This is a genomic window from Pacificibacter sp. (assembly GCF_039769035.1).
Lineage (GTDB): Bacteria > Pseudomonadota > Alphaproteobacteria > Rhodobacterales > Rhodobacteraceae > Celeribacter.
This window is the reverse complement of sequence record NZ_JBDMZG010000109.1, coordinates 1-18,362: the sequence shown is the minus strand read 5'-3', so window position 1 is coordinate 18,362 and position 18,362 is coordinate 1. Positions and strand designations below refer to the sequence as shown.

The 18,362-nt window shown below is 56.0% G+C and carries 20 protein-coding genes; 11 read left to right on the top strand and 9 right to left on the bottom strand.

The annotated features are described in order from the left end of the window. On the top strand, positions 1–232 hold a 232-nt coding region (locus ABF287_RS10075; RefSeq protein WP_347184880.1), incomplete at its 5' end, for a hypothetical protein. Between the two features lie 149 nt (positions 233–381). On the opposite strand, the gene ABF287_RS10070 is transcribed toward ABF287_RS10075, so the two are convergent. The 3 genes from ABF287_RS10070 to ABF287_RS10060 all read right to left on the bottom strand — a co-directional run bounded on the left by ABF287_RS10070 (position 382) and on the right by ABF287_RS10060 (position 4,551). After that, positions 382–1,179: an alpha/beta hydrolase gene (locus ABF287_RS10070; RefSeq protein ID WP_347184879.1), complete on the bottom strand. Its 798-nt coding sequence runs from the start codon at positions 1,177–1,179 to the stop codon at positions 382–384. A gap of 65 nt (positions 1,180–1,244) precedes the next feature. Beyond that, positions 1,245–2,450: a 3-oxoadipyl-CoA thiolase gene (gene pcaF / locus ABF287_RS10065; protein WP_347184878.1), complete on the bottom strand. Its 1,206-nt coding sequence runs from the start codon at positions 2,448–2,450 to the stop codon at positions 1,245–1,247. After that, entirely contained in the window at positions 2,443–4,551 is a 2,109-nt protein-coding gene (locus ABF287_RS10060; RefSeq protein WP_347184877.1) for a 3-hydroxyacyl-CoA dehydrogenase NAD-binding domain-containing protein, read from the bottom strand. The genes pcaF and ABF287_RS10060 overlap by 8 nt, the downstream gene beginning before the upstream one ends. Positions 4,552–4,847: 296 nt before the next feature. On the opposite strand from ABF287_RS10060, the gene ABF287_RS10055 reads away from it, so the two are divergent. From ABF287_RS10055 to ABF287_RS10035, 5 genes are all read left to right on the top strand, one after another. Further along, positions 4,848–5,675: an alpha/beta fold hydrolase gene (locus ABF287_RS10055; RefSeq protein WP_347184876.1), complete on the top strand. Its 828-nt coding sequence runs from the start codon at positions 4,848–4,850 to the stop codon at positions 5,673–5,675. After that, a complete protein-coding gene (locus tag ABF287_RS10050) occupies positions 5,672–6,334 on the top strand; it encodes a glutathione S-transferase family protein (RefSeq protein WP_347184875.1) in 663 nt (220 codons plus the stop codon). Before ABF287_RS10055 ends, ABF287_RS10050 begins: the two co-directional genes overlap by 4 nt. A gap of 2 nt (positions 6,335–6,336) precedes the next feature. Further along, positions 6,337–7,533 (top strand): CaiB/BaiF CoA-transferase family protein, encoded by a 1,197-nt coding sequence (locus ABF287_RS10045; protein ID WP_347184874.1) that lies wholly within the window; start codon positions 6,337–6,339, stop codon positions 7,531–7,533. After that, entirely contained in the window at positions 7,533–8,141 is a 609-nt protein-coding gene (locus tag ABF287_RS10040; RefSeq protein ID WP_347184873.1) for a carboxymuconolactone decarboxylase family protein, read from the top strand. The genes ABF287_RS10045 and ABF287_RS10040 overlap by 1 nt, the downstream gene beginning before the upstream one ends. Before the next feature lie 117 nt (positions 8,142–8,258). After that, the gene (locus tag ABF287_RS10035; protein WP_347184872.1) at positions 8,259–9,011 is read left to right on the top strand and encodes a GntR family transcriptional regulator; all 753 of its coding nucleotides are present in this window, start codon (positions 8,259–8,261) and stop codon (positions 9,009–9,011) included. Positions 9,012–9,013: 2 nt separating this feature from the next. Here ABF287_RS10035 and ABF287_RS10030 read toward each other — a convergent pair whose 3' ends face one another. The 3 genes from ABF287_RS10030 to ABF287_RS10020 all read right to left on the bottom strand — a co-directional run bounded on the left by ABF287_RS10030 (position 9,014) and on the right by ABF287_RS10020 (position 12,042). Continuing rightward, a complete protein-coding gene (locus ABF287_RS10030; RefSeq protein WP_347184871.1) occupies positions 9,014–10,531 on the bottom strand; it encodes a tripartite tricarboxylate transporter permease in 1,518 nt (505 codons plus the stop codon). Positions 10,532–10,533: 2 nt separating this feature from the next. Then, complete coding sequence (locus tag ABF287_RS10025; RefSeq protein ID WP_347184870.1) at positions 10,534–10,983, bottom strand: tripartite tricarboxylate transporter TctB family protein; 450 nt, start codon at positions 10,981–10,983, stop codon at positions 10,534–10,536. Between the two features lie 63 nt (positions 10,984–11,046). Next, a complete protein-coding gene (locus ABF287_RS10020; RefSeq protein ID WP_347184869.1) occupies positions 11,047–12,042 on the bottom strand; it encodes a tripartite tricarboxylate transporter substrate binding protein in 996 nt (331 codons plus the stop codon). Between the two features lie 196 nt (positions 12,043–12,238). On the opposite strand from ABF287_RS10020, the gene ABF287_RS10015 reads away from it, so the two are divergent. Both ABF287_RS10015 and ABF287_RS10010 read left to right on the top strand, forming a co-directional pair. Then, positions 12,239–12,652, top strand: a complete 414-nt coding sequence (locus ABF287_RS10015; RefSeq protein ID WP_347184868.1) for a hypothetical protein — start codon at positions 12,239–12,241, stop codon at positions 12,650–12,652. Further along, positions 12,649–12,897 (top strand): hypothetical protein, encoded by a 249-nt coding sequence (locus tag ABF287_RS10010; protein WP_347184867.1) that lies wholly within the window; start codon positions 12,649–12,651, stop codon positions 12,895–12,897. Before ABF287_RS10015 ends, ABF287_RS10010 begins: the two co-directional genes overlap by 4 nt. 8 nt (positions 12,898–12,905) lie before the next feature. Here ABF287_RS10010 and ABF287_RS10005 read toward each other — a convergent pair whose 3' ends face one another. The 3 genes from ABF287_RS10005 to ABF287_RS09995 are packed head-to-tail and all read right to left on the bottom strand — an operon-like array spanning position 12,906 to position 15,179. Continuing rightward, a complete protein-coding gene (locus ABF287_RS10005; protein WP_347184866.1) occupies positions 12,906–13,532 on the bottom strand; it encodes a fumarate hydratase C-terminal domain-containing protein in 627 nt (208 codons plus the stop codon). Beyond that, complete coding sequence (locus ABF287_RS10000) at positions 13,529–14,398, bottom strand: fumarate hydratase (protein WP_347184865.1); 870 nt, start codon at positions 14,396–14,398, stop codon at positions 13,529–13,531. Before ABF287_RS10000 ends, ABF287_RS10005 begins: the two co-directional genes overlap by 4 nt. A gap of 16 nt (positions 14,399–14,414) precedes the next feature. After that, positions 14,415–15,179 (bottom strand): enoyl-CoA hydratase/isomerase family protein, encoded by a 765-nt coding sequence (locus tag ABF287_RS09995; RefSeq protein ID WP_347184864.1) that lies wholly within the window; start codon positions 15,177–15,179, stop codon positions 14,415–14,417. Between the two features lie 216 nt (positions 15,180–15,395). Between ABF287_RS09995 and ABF287_RS09990 the strand changes: the two genes are divergently transcribed. Genes ABF287_RS09990 through ABF287_RS09980 form a run of 3 tightly spaced genes read left to right on the top strand, consistent with a single transcriptional unit; the run spans position 15,396 to position 18,319 of the window. Next, a complete protein-coding gene (locus ABF287_RS09990) occupies positions 15,396–16,343 on the top strand; it encodes a tripartite tricarboxylate transporter substrate binding protein (RefSeq protein ID WP_347184863.1) in 948 nt (315 codons plus the stop codon). Continuing rightward, complete coding sequence (locus ABF287_RS09985; RefSeq protein WP_347184862.1) at positions 16,340–16,765, top strand: tripartite tricarboxylate transporter TctB family protein; 426 nt, start codon at positions 16,340–16,342, stop codon at positions 16,763–16,765. Before ABF287_RS09990 ends, ABF287_RS09985 begins: the two co-directional genes overlap by 4 nt. Positions 16,766–16,786: 21 nt before the next feature. After that, positions 16,787–18,319 carry a tripartite tricarboxylate transporter permease gene (locus ABF287_RS09980; RefSeq protein ID WP_347184861.1) on the top strand — a complete coding sequence of 511 codons (1,533 nt, stop codon included), beginning with the start codon at positions 16,787–16,789 and terminating at the stop codon, positions 18,317–18,319. Positions 18,320–18,362 lie beyond the last annotated feature (43 nt).

Genomic DNA, 18,362 nt, shown 5'->3' with positions numbered 1-18,362 from the left:
TAGCCAGCCAGACATAGAGCCAGACAAATGCGCGTTAAACAACGTACATTACCGCTATCGGATTCTTGATTTGTTAGTCTACATCCGCCACGCGCCCTCACGCCTGCGCGTCGATGCAAACATGTTTGCTTTGGCATGCGGTTACGCGGCTGTTTGCCTGCTGGTGCCACTCGTGTACGCTGAAGGCGCTACGCAGGCTGGGTGTGGCGTTAGGTTGATTGTACAGCCCTAAATGAAAGCCACTTCTACTCACGAGACAATTTCAAGTTCAATCGAACCGCCGCTCTTACTGAGTGGCGCCAACTATTGAGCGCATAGATTCAAGCGGCGTTAGCAATCCGATGCTAGCTTTCATTCGTCTGATAGCACCCTTTAAACGACTTAGAAATTGAGTGGCTCGGATGGCAGGTCCGTGATCCAATCCAGCAATGCTTGTGCGACCTGTTCAGGTTGCTCTGGCAGCAACGCATGCCCTGCATCGTTGATCACGACGCTGCATGCCTTTGGTCCAATTGTGTCTCTTAGCGCGTCTAAACTTGGGGGCGGTGAAATCACGTCTTGGGCGGCGGCCAAATAGAGAGTTGGGTGCTTGTCAGCCACCCGTATCCAGGTCTTATCAATGGTTTGACGCGCGGCGCGACGTTGGTCCGCCGAAACGTCAGGCCACCACCCGTCCAACCAAACAGAGGCATCCGCCCCCGGCGCAAAATAGATTTTCTTGAGCAGTGCAAGGCGTTCAGCCTCTGGCAAGGTCAAGTCATGGCACTTGGAAATGGCGGCGCTGAGATGCGGGGGGACAACATTGGTGACAATCGCTGCAAGCAGCGCCACAGAACGCGTGAGATCAGGTCTTTCATGGGCAAGGACACGCGCGACCCAATTCCCCGCAGCGTGGCCAACGACGATAGCAGACGTGGTACTTTCCGCCTCGATGATGGCGGCGACGTCAGCGGCCATATCGCTGAGGGTGTCGGTTTGTTGAAGGGGGGAGGACCCTTCGATCCCGCGGGGTTCAGGCAAAAGAATCTGCAGGCCGGCGCTTGCGATAAGCGGGGCAACGACGTCGAAATCTTCGCTGCCGCGTCCAAGGGACGGGATAAGCACGACTGTTGGCCCTTGGCCGAAGACGCGGTAGCGAAGATCAAAGCCCATCCGCGTCACAGTTTTCGAAACACCCATCACCTGCTTTTCAAACCTTTTTCTCAAACAAACCTGCCACGTTTTTTAGGGTGAACTAGGCGACATCACACAGCCTCAATTGCTACGGCGATCCCTTGCCCGACACCGATACACATGGTCGACAAGGCGCGCTTACCGCCCGTTTTTTGCAACTCAAGGGCTGCGGTCCCGACAATGCGTGCGCCCGACATGCCCAAAGGATGGCCCAAAGCAATGGCACCGCCGTTTGGGTTGACCCTAGGATCGTCGTCCGAAATCCCAAGATCGCGCAGCGTGGCAAGCCCCTGGCTGGCGAAGGCTTCGTTCAGTTCGATCACGTCAAAATCTGATTGTGACAGCCCGAGCCGCGCCATAAGTTTTTTGGACGCCGGTGCCGGCCCAAAGCCCATAATGCGAGGCGGTACACCAGCCGTCGCACCCCCCCAAACACGCGCGATAGGCGTTAGCCCGTTGGCCTTCACCGCCGCTTCGGACGCCAGGATCAATGCTGCAGCGCCATCGTTGACCCCTGACGCATTGCCCGCCGTGACGGTCCCACCTTCGCGAAAGCCTGCCCGCAACTTTGCCAATCCTTCGCGCGTCGTGTCGGGGCGGGGGTGTTCGTCGACCTCAACGATGCGGGGCGGGCCTTTGCGTTGCGCGATGGTCACCGGCGTGATTTCACTGGCCAGCCGACCGCTCTCTATCGCAGCACCGGCCTTGTGTTGTGACCGATATGCAAAGGCATCCTGATCGTCACGACTTATGTTGAAATCCTCGGCGACATTCTCGGCTGTCTCAGGCATGGAATCCACGCCGTATTGCGCCTCCATCAAGGGATTGATCAAGCGCCATCCGATTGTCGTATCCGCGATGCTGGCGCTGCGCGAAAATCCAGTCTCTGCCTTTGGCATCACAAAGGGAGCACGCGACATGCTTTCGACACCGCCGGCAACCATAAGATCGGCATCACCTGACCGGATTCCCCGTGCCGCGGTCATCACAGCATCCATTCCAGACCCGCAAAGACGGTTCATCGTGGTGCCTGATACCGTTTCGGGGAGGCCCGCCAGCAACAGCGACATGCGCGCAACATTGCGATTGTCCTCGCCCGCTTGATTGGCGCAACCAAAGATCACGTCATCAACCATTTCCCAATCGACGCCGGTATTGCGCGTCATCAAGGCGCGCAAAGGCACAGCACCCAGATCATCGGCGCGAACCGAAGACAACGCCCCGCCATAGCGCCCGATCGGCGTGCGGATATAGTCGCAAATATAGACGTCACGCATGTCCAAGTTTCCTTTTGTCGATGTTTTGGCGTGCCTCTCGCAGGGGCGCGATCATGTCTTCAATGTCGCCACTTACATGTCCGGTGCCAGCTGCAACCGCCAAGCCGTCGCTCATGTCGGCAATACTATGTTGTGTTTGTCCCGAAGCCCACCATAGGGGGCCACCTGTCCATCGTGGAAAGCCGTAGCCATGCACCAAGGTGACGTCGATATCGCTTGGCCGCTGCGCGATGCCTTCTTTCAAAACCAAGGCCGCTTCGTTCAAGATCGCGCCAATAAGTCTGTCTTGGATCGCCTTTGGCGAGATTTTGCGCGGAGTAATGCCCTTGGCGGCCCGCGCATCTGCAATGATCTTTGCCGTAATGGCCGAGGGCTGCGCTTTGCCGTTTATATAGTCATAGTAACCTCCCTTCGTCTTGCGGCCAAAACGACCCGCTTCACACAGCCAATCGGGGATATCGACATAGCGCGTGTCAGGGTTTCGCGTCGCCGCTTGGCGTTTGCGCATGTTCCACCCAATATCAAGGCCGGACATATCGCCCACGGCGAAGGGTCCCATGGCAAAGCCAAATTCAGTGGCAGCTTTGTCCACCTCTTCGGGTTTGGCGCCGTCTTCAACAAGGAATTCTGCCTGTCGGCGATAGGCTGAATAGATGCGGTTGCCGATAAACCCTTCAGCAACACGAGAAACGACAGCCTGCTTGTTGAGGAATTTGGCGAACCAAAGTGCCGTGGCAAGCGAGCTTTGCGAGCTCGACGAGGTGCGCACCACTTCGAGCAGTTTCATCACATCGGCTGGGCTAAAGAAATGCAAACCAACCACATTGCCGGGGCGAGAGGTAACAGAGGCCATGTCATCAATATCAAGATAGGACGTATTGCTCGCCAAGATCGCGCCGGGCTTTAGGATGGCATCCAAAGACCGGAACAGGTCCTTTTTGATGGCCATATCTTCGAACACCGCTTCCAGCACCAGATCGCAGTCCGCGAGGTCTTGGATCTGATCGCTTACCGTCAACAAGTCCATCCGGTGTTGAGCAACCTGCGCGGTGATGCGGCCTTTAGAAACAGCGCCATCCATAGCCTGTTGCATCGCGAGGGCCGTGCGGTCTCGAGAGTCTGGGTCGCGCTCGATCAAAGTAACCGGAAGACCGGCGGCCAATACGGCGCGGCAGATCCCTTGACCCATCGTTCCACCGCCGACCAAGCCGACACGCTTGATGGTATTTGGCGGCGCATCAATCCCGTCAATCCGGGTCGCAGCACGTTCGGCAAAGAACAGGTGACGCAGTGCAAAGGCGTCTTCGCTGACCCTCAAATTCTGGAAAACGCCGCGTTCCTGCGCAATCGCCTCTTGGGCTGGCAATGTCTCGGATAGCTTGACCAACCGGATCGCTTCGGAAACGTTCGGTCGGCCTTTGCCACGCCGTAGCGCTGCTGCTTCGGCAGTTTTCACGGCTTGCGGATCGGCAGGGGGCACGGGTAAATCGCGCAACTTGCGTTTCACGGGGGCGGCTTGAATTGCGGCAATCCCAGCGGAGACTAACGCGTCTTCAGAAGTCGTGTCAGCAAGCGTATCTATCATACCAAGTGTCTTTGCTTCGGACGCTGGGACGCGGCGGCCCGAACACACAAGCGAAATGGCAGTGTCAATTCCGACAAGCCGTGGAAGTCGTTGACTGCCACCAGCACCCGGAACCATACCAAGCGTAACCTCTGGCAGGCCGAGGACAGCATCTGGCGTCGCAACCCGAAGATCACAGCCCAATGCCAGTTCAAATCCGCCCCCCAAAGCTGCGCCGTGAATGGCTGCGCAGACCGGATGCGGGCAATCCTCGATTGCGGCAATAACTTGCGGCAGTTCAGGCGGCGCCAGCGGAGCGCCAAATTCGCGGATGTCAGACCCTGCGATAAAGGTGCGCCCGGCTCCGACGATAACAACGCCTTGGACATCTTGGCTTGATACATCAGCTAAAGCCTCCAAAATCCCCGTGCGAACCGCCGTAGACCCCGCATTTACCGGAGGGTTGTCGATTGTAATTATACCAAAGCCGGCCCGGATTTTCAGGCTCACAACACCGTTGTTTTGATCTGTGGTCATAGTCACTCTCCAAAAGAAATCGTAGGTAAGCCCCATTCCATCGCACCGCAGCATTGCCGCGCGTACCGGCGCCATGGCAACGCAACATCCGCCCTAAATTAAAGCTATAAAGCTAGCTTTAATAGTGTTGTCAACTCTAGAATTTGGTGCTGAATCGGTACTTTCTGGGCGATAGCAATTGCGCCGAGTATAAAAAAGCCATACAACTAGCTTTTAAGGTGATGTGTCGCAAGCGTAGCGCACATGATCGGATCACAGGGTCTCACACCAGCAAAAGACAGAGGCAAAACAAGGCTATGACCGCGCCAACGAAACACACTTTGACAGCCGCTCGTGACGGATACAATCTTTCTGTGACCGTGATACCTGCTGCGCGCGAAGATGCGCCTTGGATTGTCTTTGGCAATTCTTTGATGACGGATCAGACGATCTGGAACGATCAAGTCGACGCGTTGGCAGGGGACTTTGGTCTGTTGCTTTACGATCAGGCTGGTCATGGGGCATCAGGTGTTCCCCAAGCCCCTTTCGACTTCGATGACCTTGGGGCTGATGTACTGGCTGTCATGGATGCCGCATCGGTCGATAAGGCAATTTATGTCGGGCTGTCGATGGGCGTGCCGTCGGGTTTATCTGCCCATAAGATGGCCTCTGACCGCTTTACGGCTCTTGTGTTTTCTGACGGACAAGCCAAGACAGCACCCGGTGGTGCTGCCGGTTGGGCTGAACGCATCGAAAACGCGCGCCTGTCCGGGATGAAGGAATTTGCAAATGCGACGGCAGATCGCTGGCTGACCAGCGGTGTCACGGTCGAGATGCGTGATCGGCTTGTCACTATGATGGCAGCGACACCCTTTGACGGGTTTTCCACCTGTGCGACTGCGCTTATGGACTATGACTATGCGGGCGAGTTGGCTGCCATCACCTGTCCAACGCTGTTGCTCGTCGGTGCCGAAGACGGTGCGATGCCTCAGGGTATGGCCACCAAGCTTCAACCCGCAATCAGCGGATCCGTCTTGCACGAAATAAAGGGTGCGGGCCATGTCCCGTGTTTGGAGCAGCCCGCCGCGTTCAACGCGCATTTGCTGCACTTTATACAAACCGTCAGCAGCGAGGGTGCCGCATGAAACTTCATTGGTCCCCAAGGTCACCTTTCGTGCGAAAGGTCTGCATCATACTTGAGGAAATCGGTTTGACCGATGAGGTGGAGCGCGTCCGGTCCCTTGCGATATTCGCCGCCCCACCAAACCCGGACATTTTAAAAGACAATCCACTGGGTAAAATCCCCGCGCTCATTACCGATGATGGCCAGGTTTTGTTTGATTCACGGGTCATTTGTGAACACCTCATTGCAATTTCAAACCGCGATGACCTGCTGCCAGAGGAGGCGCGGATTAAGCATCTTCGCTGGCAGGCCTTGGGCGATGGGCTGATTGATATTCTTTTGTTGTGGCGCACGGAACGGGGGCGGGGCGATCATGCTGACCCTGTTATTCTGGCCGCCCTTGAGACGAAAACCCGCGCAGCGCTTGTGGTTCTTGAAAACGAATGCGCGCAGCTCTCAACGGTTGGTTTTGGACTTGGTCATGTATCGGTCGTTTGTGCCCTTGGTCACTTGGACTTTCGCTATGGCGATTGTGGTTGGAAAGCTGCCTTGCCTAGGCTTGCGGCGTGGTACACCAAAATCGCCGAGCGTCCGTCAGTTACCGCGACGGCTGTTGTTGACGACGGTGCTGGACCGGCTGGAAGCATCGACAGTTCACCATCATTTACATTCAGGAATTGAGCATGACAGGACCATTGAAACATATTCGCGTGCTTGATCTGTCTCGGATCATGGCCGGACCCTGGGCGGGGCAAATTCTGGCCGATCTCGGCGCAGAAGTCATCAAGGTCGAGCGTGCCGGCGTTGGTGACGATACGCGCAAGTGGGGACCGCCCTATTTGAAAGACAAAGACGGCAAGGACACGGCTGAATCCGGTTACTATCTTTCGGTCAACCGAGGGAAGAAATCGGTTGAGGTCGATATTGCATCCGCTGACGGGCAGGCGACGATCAAGGCTTTGGCCGCCAAATCCGATATTGTACTTGAAAACTTCAAAGTTGGGACCCTTGATCGTTATGGCCTTGGACCAGATGATCTAAAGGCCATTAATCCGCGACTGATCTTTTGTTCGATCACCGGCTTCGGACAGGATGGCCCAAAGGCCCAAGACGTTGCCTATGACTTCATGATCCAAGCGATGGGTGGCTTGATGAGCGTGACCGGAGCGCCAGATGGCGAGCCCGGCGGCGGTCCGCAAAAAGTAGGTGTACCGATTGTTGATATCATGACCGGAATGTACGCGGCCATCGCCGTTCTTGCCGCACTGGCAGAGCGCGACCAAAGTGGCAAAGGCGATACCGTAGACATCGCCATGCTGGATGTGGCCACCGCAATTCTGGCCAATCAGGCGATGAACCATCTGGTGTCTGGCGACACACCAATCAGGCGTGGCAACAAACATCCCAACATCCAGCCGCAGGACGTATTTGCAGTCCGCAACGGGCATATCGTGATTGCGGTCGGCAATGATGAGCAGTTCCAACGTTTTGCCACTGCGGTGGGTCAGCCAGAGCTTGCGAATGATGACCGCTATGCTACGAACCGAGAGCGGGTCAAAAACTTGGACACGTTGCACTCCCTAATTTGTGAAAAGCTTGTTCAAAAGGATCTGGCCTATTGGCTTGATATATTCGGGACACAAAAGGTGCCCTGCGGTCCAATCAACACTGTGCCGATGACCTTTGCAGAACCTCAAGTGCAGCACCGCGAAATGCTGCGTGAATTGCCCCATCCGCTTGCGGGCAAGGTTCCTTCGGTGGTGAGCCCAATGCGCTTTGACCGCGCAGCGCTTCGTTTTGACAATCCCCCGCCGTTACTTGGGGAACATACAGATGACGTCCTTGCCGTACTTGGCCTGACACCGGAGGCCGCTGGATAATGGCACCACGTATTCCTCTTGTTAAACCCGACGACATGTCAGCAGCCCAAAAGGGTGTCTATGACAAGATCATAAGCGGACCGCGAGGGACGCTTGTCGGCCCATTGCGCGCGGCCTTGCACAATCCGGCCCTCGCAGATTGCTGGCAGGCCTTTGGGCAAGTTCTGCGTTATGAAACGTCACTTCCGGCGCAGTTGAATGAACTGGCCATTCTTGTTGCCGCTCGTCATTGGAACAGCGAACTTGAATGGACGATACATGCCGCAGCCGCCCGCAAGGCCGGTTTGGATGACGCAATCATCAATGCGATCGCCACTGCAACTTTACCTGAATTCAATAGTGCGGACGAACGAGACATTTACGAGTTCAGTCGCGAATTGCTTGAAAACGGTAAGGTCAGCGACAGCGCCTATGCAGCAGTTCTTGACCGTTGGGGTACTATTGGGGCGGTCGAAATAACAGCTTTGGTCGGGTATTATTCGATGGTTGCTATGACATTGAATGCCCACCAGATCCCTCTGCCTGATCATATCCCAGCAGAGCTGAATAGCGATCCACCGTCGCGCAGTCCGCTGCCAACCTCTTCAAGAGATACGGCGGTCGAGTGACCCGCAAGACGGTGCAGGTGGTTCTTGCTCCCCAAGGGCAAACTATAATAAGCTAGCACAACTAGTTGTTGCATCGTTGACTTGGATCAGATTGCTTTCGTCTAAATTGGAGAGTTCGTGTCAAAACCAGTTAAGCCATCCCAGGCCGCCACGGCCATTCGAAAAAGCGCTGTCGCGCGCTACCTTCAGCTTGCCGCCCTGTTTCGCCGGCGGATTGAAACCAATGAATGGCCCGTAGATTCGCGCATTCCAACAGTTGAAGAACTATCCAAAGAATGCGGAGTCGCAAATATGACGATCCGGCAAGCCTTGAGCCTGCTTGAAAAGGAAGGGCTTATCGAGCGTTTCCGCGCCAAAGGAACCTTTGTGCGCAAAAGCAACCGACGTGATCTGTGGTGCGAAGTTCAAACGGACTGGAACGGTCTTTTGATGTCCCGCGACAACGCAGAGATCGAATTGCTGAGCACGCAAACAGGTGTCAATCCGTCAAGTTACCCAGCCGATATCGGGGCACTTGCGCCATCCTACCTGCACCTACGTCGCCGTCACCGCAGGGATGACGAAACCTTTTTGCTTGCGGATGTTTATATTGACGCACGCCTGAGCGACAAGATCGACCCAACGGATTTCACGTCAAAGACCTCGATGCGGCTGATTGCAGATATACCGAACCTCAAAATCGTGGATGCTCGACAGATACTGACAATCGGATCCGCCGACCCGGAAGTCAGTGAATTGCTTGGCGTATCGCTGGCCGACCCGATTGCCTATGTGCAGCGGATCGCTGTGGCCGAAGACGGCACCGTCGCGCTTTTGGCCGACGGGATATATCGGGGAGATATGGTGCGGGTTGAGATCAAGCTGACCTGATTTTAGGCTTCGCCACTGGGCATGTCCTGAAGTCGACGCGCTCGGATCAGATTTCGGATGCCGCCGACAACCGCCCAGATCAGCAGGAAGGCTGACATGGCAAGGAGCGACCCGGTTAGCGGGTCCGAGATCATCCGCATCGGATCGCCCCGCGCCATCAGCATGGCCCGGCGCAGGTTTTCTTCCAGCATCGGCCCCAGCACAAACCCAAGGATCAACGGCGCCGGCGAATATCCAGTTTTTATCAGCATATAGCCAAGCCCGCCAAAGATCACCACAAGGCTGACATCGAAGGCGCTGGTGCGCATGGAGAAGACACCGATGCAGATCATGGCGATCACAACCGGGTAGATGTATTTGTACGGAAGTTGCAGCACCCTGACCCAAAGACCGATCAGCGGGATGTTGAGCACTATCAGAAACAGGTTCCCGATCCAAAAACTCGCAATCAACCCCCAAAAGATCGTTGGATGATCCGAGATCAGCAGTGGTCCCGGCGTGATCCCGTGGATCATCAATGCGCCCAGCATGATCGACATGGTGGCGCTGCCGGGGATGCCGATGGTCAGGGTTGGGATAAAGGCCGTCTGCGCCGCAGCATTATTGGCGGATTCTGGCGCGGCCACGCCCCCAATCGCGCCATTACCAAAGCGGGTCTTGTCCTTGGCCACACGGATCTCTGTGGCATAGGCCAGGAAGGCTGCGATCACGGTGCCTGCGCCCGGTAGCGCCCCTAGAAAACCACCGATCGTGCTGCCTCGTGCCATCGGAGCCAGCGTCGCCCGCATGTCTGCCCGGGTCGGCATCATCGAGCGAAACGAGACCTTCTGCGTGATCTTGCGGGTCTTTGCGTCGCGAATGGAACTGACGACCTCTGCCACGCCAAACAGCCCCATCGCCATGCCCACGAGGCTGATCCCGTCGCGCAGTTCCAACAAGCCGAAGGTGTAGCGGAAATCGCCGGAGATCACATCGGTGCCAACCGTGCCCAAGAGCAGACCCAGGACCACCATCATCAATCCCTTGATCACCGAGCCGCCACCCACCGTCGCCGCCGCAACGAGCCCCAGAAGCATCAAGGCGAAATAGTCAGCGGGGCCGAAACTCAACCCGATCCGTGCAATGCCCGGACCAAAGCCCATCAGCGCAACAATCCCCACAGAGCCCCCGATGAACGAAGCCATCGCGGTGACAAACAAGGCCACCCCGGCTCGTCCCTGCTTGGCCATTGGGTTCCCATCAAGGCAGGTCACCGCCGCCGAAGGCGTGCCGGGCAGGTTCAGCAGGATGGAGGTGATAGACCCCCCGTATTCCCCACCATAATAAATGCCGCCCAACATGATAAGCGCCGTGGTGGGCTCCAGGTAGAAGGTCAAGGGCAACAACATGGAGATCGCGGCCAGAGACCCAAGCCCCGGAAGCACACCGATGAACGTGCCCAGAAAGACCCCCAAAAAGCAGTAACCGAGGTTCGTTAACGTAAAGGCGGTGGCAAAGCCAAGCTGAATGTTGTCCCACATGGTCAGAGCCTCCATTGCAAAAGCGGCAAAGCCATGCCGAGCAGTTGGGTGAACAAAAGCCAAGCGCCGATACAGGTGAACACCGATAGGATCAGCGCCGGTTTCCAGCCATATCCCCGCTCAGACAAAGTCGAAAGGCCGACCACCACCGCAAATGCTGGGATCAGGCCAAACAGCGCAATCGTGATGGCAAAAGCGGCGACCGAGCATAGGATCGCCGCCAACGAACGCCAATCCAGAGGCTCCGGGCTCTGCGCCTCGGGCATCAGGACAGAAGATACGCCTTCGGCCATCGCCAGCACGAAGAGCAGGCCGGATAGGACAACCGGGAAGTATCCCGTTCCCATGCGACGCGCAGAGCCAAATTCGTAATCGAGACCGATCACAAAACCGATCAGCCCGATGCCCGCAAGAATGATCGAGACGACAAGGCGGAGGGAGTGGGTTTTCATGGCCAATTCCGATAGTGCAAAGAAAAAGGGCGGCATGAGCCGCCCCATAGTTAGTGATTAGGATCAGTTGGTCGGAACTCCCGCGGCTTCGATCACTTCTTGCCACTTGGTGCGCTCATCGGCGTGGAACTGCACCGCGTCTGCAGGGCTGGTGAGCGTCGGCGCCAACCCTTTACTGGAATAGGCCTCAAGTACCGCTGGATCTTGCATCGCGGCGTTTAAAGCCTCCGACAGCTTCGCCTGCACATCCGCCGGTGTGCCTTTGGGCGTCACGAGAAGGTTCCAGAGCGTCGCGGTGTAGCTCCCAAACCCACCCTCGATCACAGTCGGCACTTCCGGCATCAACGGCGAACGTTCCGGCGACGACACGGCAAACGGATACATTCCCTTGGCGCGCACCTGCTCTGCCGCGCCCGGCGTTGTCAGCATGGCAATATCCACATGACCGCCCAGAACGTCGTTCATCAAAGGCGTGTTCCCTTTGTAGGGAATATGCAGCATGTCAAAACCGGCAACTGTCTTTAGGTACTCCATCGCCAGATGCCCCGGCGTGCCAACACCGGAGGTGCCATAGGTCAGCGCCTCGGGGTTTTCCTTGGCGAAGGCCACAAGCTCCGGCAGAGTGGTGGCCTCCAAGCCATTCCGGCCGGCAATCACCAGTCCCAGCGTGCCCATCACACCGATGATATCAAGCTGCGTGTCGATGTCATATCCCGGCTCTCGGCCAAGTGCGTCAATAAGGATCGACGCGCCAACGCCACTGACGCCAAGCGTGTAGCCGTCGGGATCAGAGCTTGCCACATGACCAATGCCCACCGTCCCACCGGCCCCTGCGCGGTTTTCGACTACGACAGGCTGACCCAAAGTGCCGGTCATGTGTTCGGCCAGAATGCGCGCCACAACATCTGTCGAGCCACCCGGCGGAAAGCCAACGACCAGCGTGACTGGTTTGCTTGGATAGTCCTGCGCAGCGGCAACTCCGGCTCCAAGCAGCGCAAGCCCCCCAATCGCGATGGCTGCCAAGCGACGACGGGTAAAGTTTGTATTCATACGTGACATTGTTTCATCCTCCCAGATCTTATGGTGTAGGCCTAATTGCAAGACCCATCATAAAGCTATCTTTATAGCTTATAGTGGGTGAACCTGAAGGCAAGAGAAATTTTCACCCTCTTTTATCTGGAAAGCACAATAAGACCGACGGATCGCACCCCTCAAATATGCCACCACCAACGCTTGAAAACGGAGCAATCAAACAATGACCATCAAAAGACAAACACGCCGCGAGATTCTTGCATCTGGCATGGGAGGCCTTGTCGCGACCACAGCACATCATCTTTATGCTGCGACACTGACGCCTGGTGCCACCGAAGGGCCCTTCTATCCGACACCCTCCATGCGCCGGACTGATGTGGACAATGATCTGGTTAAGATCGTTGGGGCGGTGCGCGAAGCTGGTGGCGACGTGATCACGCTCATTGGGCGTGTGCTGGAAAAAGATGGCGCCCCGCTGGCCGAGCGTCGTATCGAAATCTGGCGCTGTAACATCAGCGGAAAATACCCGCATAGCGGTGACCGACAAAACATCGGCGTCGATGCGGCCTTTAAAAGCTTTGGTTATAACATCAAGGGTCCGGACGACGGCTATGTTTTCCGACGATCAAGCCCGTGACCTATCTCGTGCGCGCGCCTCATATTCACGTCAAGTTCTTCGGCGGAACGCGCGAAATTCTGACGATGCAGTTCTACATTCACGGCCATCTAGCCAACAAGCGCGACCGCATTTTTAATCGCCTGCCCGAAAGCGATGCCAAGGCGGTGTCCATGGTCTTCTCCTCGGGCACCGAAGGCGAAGAGACGACGCTCGACGTTGTCGTATTATCAGCTAAGCGCTGCAAGCGCGCCGCTCTTTCGTAACGGCATAGCTAACAAGCATCTCGCGCGGAGCGCATTTCATAAAGAATGGCTTGACGTTTGTCCAATGCGGCCGTCTTGGTCTGGTCGTAGATACTGTTGCCATGGGCATCAATGCCCACAGTCAGGGGCCCCAACCGTTCGGCTTCGATCCGGGCGATCCGGTAATGCGAAATCATTTCTGGCCAGCCAATGCCGGTGACCTCGTGGATCCCCGCCGTGATGATCTGCGCACCGCCACCCAAAAACGCGAGGTAAACGCAGCCTGCTTTTGCCATCGCCTGCGCACATTGTGCACTCAGTCCGCCTTTGCCGCCCGTAGCCCGTAATCCAAGTCCGGAAATAAGACGCGGCATGTGGCCATTGAAACGCGTGCTTGTGGTGGGGTTCATGTAAATGATCCGAAGAGAGCCATCATCGGCCTCTTCGTTCAGACTGCCAAGGTGAAACAGCGCGGCGCCTTTCAGATCGAAGGGAAGGGGCTCTACGCCATCAAGACAGCCCAGCAAGCGATCATGGGTCGGCATGCCCGCCGTCGCATAAATTTCACCACTCAAATAAACTTGATCGCCGATGTTGAGCCTGCGCACGGCATCTTCGCTCAAGGGCAGGGTGAGTTCATGTTCAGTAACACTCATTCGCCCCACTCCATCCGTCCATCGCCCCAAATTTTGACGCTAGTGCGACGGTTGATCCAACAGTTAAACGCCACCGCTACGGGCGTGAAGCCATGCCCGCTGGAATAATCAACATGCACGCCCAGAACAGTCGTATCCCCACCTGTGCCCATCGGCCCAAAGCCAAGGGCGTTGACCGCTTTGAACAACCGCTTTTCCATGGCGGCGATGTCCGGATCAGGGCTGGTTTGCCCAATCGGCCTTAGAGTTTGCTTGGAGGCCATTCCCGCACAGTGATCAAACGTACCGCCGATCCCAACACCCATCACCACGGGTGGGCAATGCTGGGCCCCTGCCTTGATCGCGACGTCAAGAATATAGGTCTCGATCTCCTCGAGCGTTGGAAAGGTAAACAGCTCTAACGCGGCCCAACGGCCCGACCCAAGCGCCTTCGGGGAGCAGATCATTTCGATATAATCCAGACCGCTTGCGAAGTCATAGCTGACGATGGGCATGTCTTTGCCGTGATAGCTGCGCGCAAGCGTCAAAGGATTGGTGACATGTTTTAGCATGGGCGGGTCGATCGTTTCGACGAGATGTTCATAGCCTGCGCGAATGGCGGCCTTAAAATCGCAGGCCAGCTTCGCGTTTGAGCCAACTTTCACAAAATAGGTTGGCACCCCACTGTCCGAACAGACGAAGCGATCCTTCTTTTCGGCCAGCTCCGCGCTGCGCAGTTGAAGCTCTAGGGTTTGGCGTGCTGTTTCGTTGGTTTCGGTTTTCATAGCCCCCGCAAGCGCGGCTTTTGCATCTGCGGGGACCTTGCGCAGGGCCCTTGAGTAAAGCTCTTTGGTGGCGATCTGGATCATCTCATTCGTTATGGCCATGCCGCGTCCTTTGATCTTAGGGTTTGAATACAGGCTTACGCTTTTCTTGAAAGGCGGCCATTGCTTCTGCGCTGTCTTGGGACGTGGAAAGAGCTTTGGTTTGCCCTTGCTCGAAACGGTAGCCATCGTAGACAGATTGCCCTTCGGTGACTTGGAACGATGCCTTGGCCGCGCGCACAGCTGATGGGCTGGCCTTGGCGATATCGCGCGCGATATCCAGCGCGGTTTCTATCAAGTCTTCAGGCGCGGTGCAGGCCGAAGCGACGCCCATGCGCAACAGGTCCGGGCCATACATTCGCCGTGCGGTCAAAAGCATAAGTCGGGCATCAGATTCGCCTAAATGGCGGCGCACATGGGCGACGCCCCCAGCAAGACCGACGTTCACTTCCGTCATTTGCAGATAACCCTTTTCGGAAAACACCAGAATGTCGCAACACAGTGCTGTTACACAGCCTGCGCCAATGGCAGGCCCATTGACGGCGGCAATGACCGGCTTGTGGCATTCCAGGATGCAATCAAAACTGGCCCGGACCCTGCGATTGTGCGCGGTGTAATTGCCCGGGTCCTGCGTCGGACGTTCTGATAAATCAGCCCCCGCCGAAAACGCTTTGCCCTCGCCCGTCAAAACGATAGCGCGCACGTCCGTGCGATCACCAAGGCTGTCCATAACAAGCTGAATTTCCTCGCGCAGCTTGTTATTCTGGGCATTCACCGGGGGGCGGTTAATCGTCACGACGGCGACATAGTCGTTTACGACAACATCAAGTGCTTCCAACGTCATTTGGTATCTTCCTGAGGGCGAGCAGGTCTGAAAATTGCATCCTTTTCACACAACCAACCTTTTGGCGCAAGCATAAAAACTAATAGTATAGCTTTATACTTTTGATTTAGACAACTCCAATTTCACTACTGTTTAACGAAAGCCTTGGACATCATTAACCATTGCATCAATCAAAAAACTATGTTTATAGCCTATAGGACAAAAGGGAGGCTTAAAATGAACATCACAAAATCAATTCTTATTGCTGCGACAAGCACTGGACTTGCGGCGACTTCGGCTTTGGCAGATTCTTGTCCCGCTGGATTTCCAGCAGACAATGTGAATTTCTACGTCGGCTACGGTGCAGGCGGCGGAACCGATACGGTTGCACGCAAGGTTGCGGCCGATATTGAAGCAGCAACAGGCTGGACCATTGTTGTCGACAACAAACCCGGAGCAAGCGGGGGCGTTATGGCGCGCGGGCTTCTTGACGGGGCAGCGGATGGCCTTACAGTCGGCGTAGTGAGCAATACAACCGTTGCGATCAACCCCCACGTCAACGCAGATATCGGCTATACCCACGATGATTTCGGGTATCTTGGCACTGGCATGGTCCTGAACTACGGTCTTGTGACTTTGGAGGAAAACGCATTCGACACGCTTGAGGAATTTGTGGCGATGGCGAAGGAAAAAGGCCGTGCAACTGTATCGGTCGGTGCATCAAGCCATACAATCGCAGTGGACACGCTCGCCGAGCATTACGGTATCAATCTCGTCGCCGTCCCTGGCAAGGGATCAGCTGCGGCATTGCAAGAGGCGTTGGGTGGGCATGTTGATGCAACCATTCAAGGCGCGGCCCATGTTCCGCAAATTGAAGCCGGTAAGATGGTGCAGTTGGCAACGCTGACTGCTAATCGCGCGCCCTATGCGCCTGACACAATGACTGCAGTTGAAAGTGGCGTCGATCTTTCCATCGAGGGCCACATCATTTTCATCGTGAACAAAGATGCACCAGCCGAGATACAATCTTGCCTTGCCGAGGCGTTGGCGGATGTAACGAGCTCGCCAGATTATGTCGATTTCCTCGCTGGTCGCTCAACTGTTCCAGGCAACATGGGACCAGAAGGCACAGCTGAATGGGTTGCGACCGCATCTGCTTTCTATGAAGCGAAGCTGGCAAATTGATCAATGCTGATCGCATTCAGGGCTTTGTCGTCTCTGGACTTGGTGCCGCACTTTTGCTGTGGCTGGTCCCGAACTATGTGACGTCAATGCCCGGCGATCCGCTAAATCCCGCGTTGTTTCCACGCGCCGCGGGATGGATTCTCCTCGTTTTGGGGGGTGTGCAGATCATATTGGCGCAACCGGGTGCTTCAGTTCCACGTAAAGCCGAGGTTTTCGGCTTTACGTGTTTTATTGTGGCTTTAGCTGTTGCTGCATTGCTGCTTCCCGTTGTCGGTTTCATTCCGGTGGCCTGCGGCTTGATGGTTGCAAGTCTCGTACTATTGCGTGAACGCAGGCCTGTCTGGGCCGCGATAACGTTGATCGGAGTGCCATTCTTCGTGTGGTTCCTGTTCACCGTTCTCCTGACGCGCTCCCTGTCATAACTGTACCCAAAGGCGCCTATTATGGTTGATTTCTCCCTTCTCCTCGCCGGATTTGCGGACGTGTTTACGCTGACAAACATGCTGTTCATTTTGGCCGGCGTGGCGCTTGGCCAGATTGTCGGAGCTATTCCCGGGCTCAGCATTATTATGGCATTGGCCATTGCCGTGCCGCTAACCTACGGGCTTGATACCTTGGCCGCGATTTCCTTCCTGATTTCGGTCAATAAAGGCGGTACGGTTGGCGGCGCGATACCGGCCATTCTGCTCAATGTGCCTGGATCGGCGGAATCCGCGGCGACGACGATGGATGGTCACCCGATGGCCAAAAACGGAAAACCGATGAAAGCGATGAAATACGCGCTTTACCATTCGGTATCCGGCGACATTGCCAGTGATATCGTTTTGATCCTTCTGGCCGCACCTTTGGCGATTGTCGCCCTAAAGATGGGTCCGGTTGAAATTACTGCCCTGATGATCCTGGCCTTTACTGTGATCAGCGGATTGGTCGGAGACTCTATGATAAAAGGGCTTATCTCTGCGGCCTTTGGTATCTTGATCGCCACGATTGGCCTTGATCCGGGAATGGCGACACCGCGGTTCACCTTTGGCCTGCTCGAGCTTTACGAAGGGGTGCCATTAACGGCTGTCAGCATCGGTGCCCTCGCCATGAGCGGGGTACTGGTCGGATTGCTGGGCATGCGCGGATCTGAGGGCACCCAACACTCAGCAATTTCGATCAAGGGTCGATCACGCGCAGACAGCACCGTGACTTTTGCTGAATTTTGGGCGAACCGTTTTGTCGCCCTACGTGCCTTTGTTATTGGAACGATCATTGGCGCGATCCCCGGACTTGGATCCACAACGGCCGGATTTTTGAGTTATTCCGTCAACAAGCAAGCGGCCAAAGACCCGGAGTCCTTCGGTAAAGGCGATCCACGCGGTATCGCGGCGTCCGAGACGGCGAACAGCGCCGTGGTCGGCGCAAACCTGATCCCGTTGCTGACCTTGGGCATTCCCGGCAATATCGCCGCCGCGCTCCTGGTCTCAGCCTTCATCATTCACGGCATCCAACCCGGACCCTTGCTTTTCGAACAACAGGCCCAACTGGTTTACGGCATGTTTGGCGCGATGCTTGTGGCCAATTTTTGCAATCTCGGGATAGGTCAATTCGGCATGCGGTTCTGGGCGATGATCGTTTCTGCGCCCGGAACGGTGATTTATCCGGCAGCCATGCTCTTGTGCTTTGCTGGGTCCTTCGTGATTACGGGCGCAACCTTTGGCGTCTTCGTGATGATCATCGCGGCGGTCTTTGGGTATTTGATGCGTACCCTTGGCTACTCAATCGTCGCCTTTATCGTGGCGTTCCTGTTGACTCCCCAGCTTGAAAGCGCGGTTGTCAGGGCGCGGCTTATCACTGGCGACGATCCTGCACAGCTTCTAAGCCACCCAATCGCGTTGATATTGGTAGCCATGTCTGTTGGGTCAATCCTGTATCTTGGACCACGTAAAAAGAAGCCATTGGACATCGAAATGCCAACGCCGACGGGCCAATAAAAGTCGCAAAACCAGCGAACCTTTTATCAAGTGCTGACGTCAG

Bases quoted from the DNA above. Each gene is read 5' to 3' on its own strand.
- ABF287_RS10020 (WP_347184869.1), bottom strand. From the start codon at position 12,042: ATGTCACGTATGAATACAAACTTTACCCGTCGTCGCTTGGCAGCCATC.
- pcaF (WP_347184878.1), bottom strand. From the start codon at position 2,450: ATGCGTGACGTCTATATTTGCGACTATATCCGCACGCCGATCGGGCGC.
- ABF287_RS09995 (WP_347184864.1), bottom strand. From the start codon at position 15,179: ATGACGTTGGAAGCACTTGATGTTGTCGTAAACGACTATGTCGCCGTC.
- ABF287_RS09990 (WP_347184863.1), top strand. From the start codon at position 15,396: ATGAACATCACAAAATCAATTCTTATTGCTGCGACAAGCACTGGACTT.
- ABF287_RS10030 (WP_347184871.1), bottom strand. From the start codon at position 10,531: ATGTGGGACAACATTCAGCTTGGCTTTGCCACCGCCTTTACGTTAACG.
- ABF287_RS10000 (WP_347184865.1), bottom strand. From the start codon at position 14,398: ATGGCCATAACGAATGAGATGATCCAGATCGCCACCAAAGAGCTTTAC.
- ABF287_RS09980 (WP_347184861.1), top strand. From the start codon at position 16,787: ATGGTTGATTTCTCCCTTCTCCTCGCCGGATTTGCGGACGTGTTTACG.
- ABF287_RS10015 (WP_347184868.1), top strand. From the start codon at position 12,239: ATGACCATCAAAAGACAAACACGCCGCGAGATTCTTGCATCTGGCATG.
- ABF287_RS10050 (WP_347184875.1), top strand. From the start codon at position 5,672: ATGAAACTTCATTGGTCCCCAAGGTCACCTTTCGTGCGAAAGGTCTGC.
- ABF287_RS10060 (WP_347184877.1), bottom strand. From the start codon at position 4,551: ATGACCACAGATCAAAACAACGGTGTTGTGAGCCTGAAAATCCGGGCC.
- ABF287_RS10005 (WP_347184866.1), bottom strand. From the start codon at position 13,532: ATGAGTGTTACTGAACATGAACTCACCCTGCCCTTGAGCGAAGATGCC.
- ABF287_RS10070 (WP_347184879.1), bottom strand. From the start codon at position 1,179: ATGGGTGTTTCGAAAACTGTGACGCGGATGGGCTTTGATCTTCGCTAC.
- ABF287_RS10055 (WP_347184876.1), top strand. From the start codon at position 4,848: ATGACCGCGCCAACGAAACACACTTTGACAGCCGCTCGTGACGGATAC.
- ABF287_RS10040 (WP_347184873.1), top strand. From the start codon at position 7,533: ATGGCACCACGTATTCCTCTTGTTAAACCCGACGACATGTCAGCAGCC.
- ABF287_RS10045 (WP_347184874.1), top strand. From the start codon at position 6,337: ATGACAGGACCATTGAAACATATTCGCGTGCTTGATCTGTCTCGGATC.
- ABF287_RS10025 (WP_347184870.1), bottom strand. From the start codon at position 10,983: ATGAAAACCCACTCCCTCCGCCTTGTCGTCTCGATCATTCTTGCGGGC.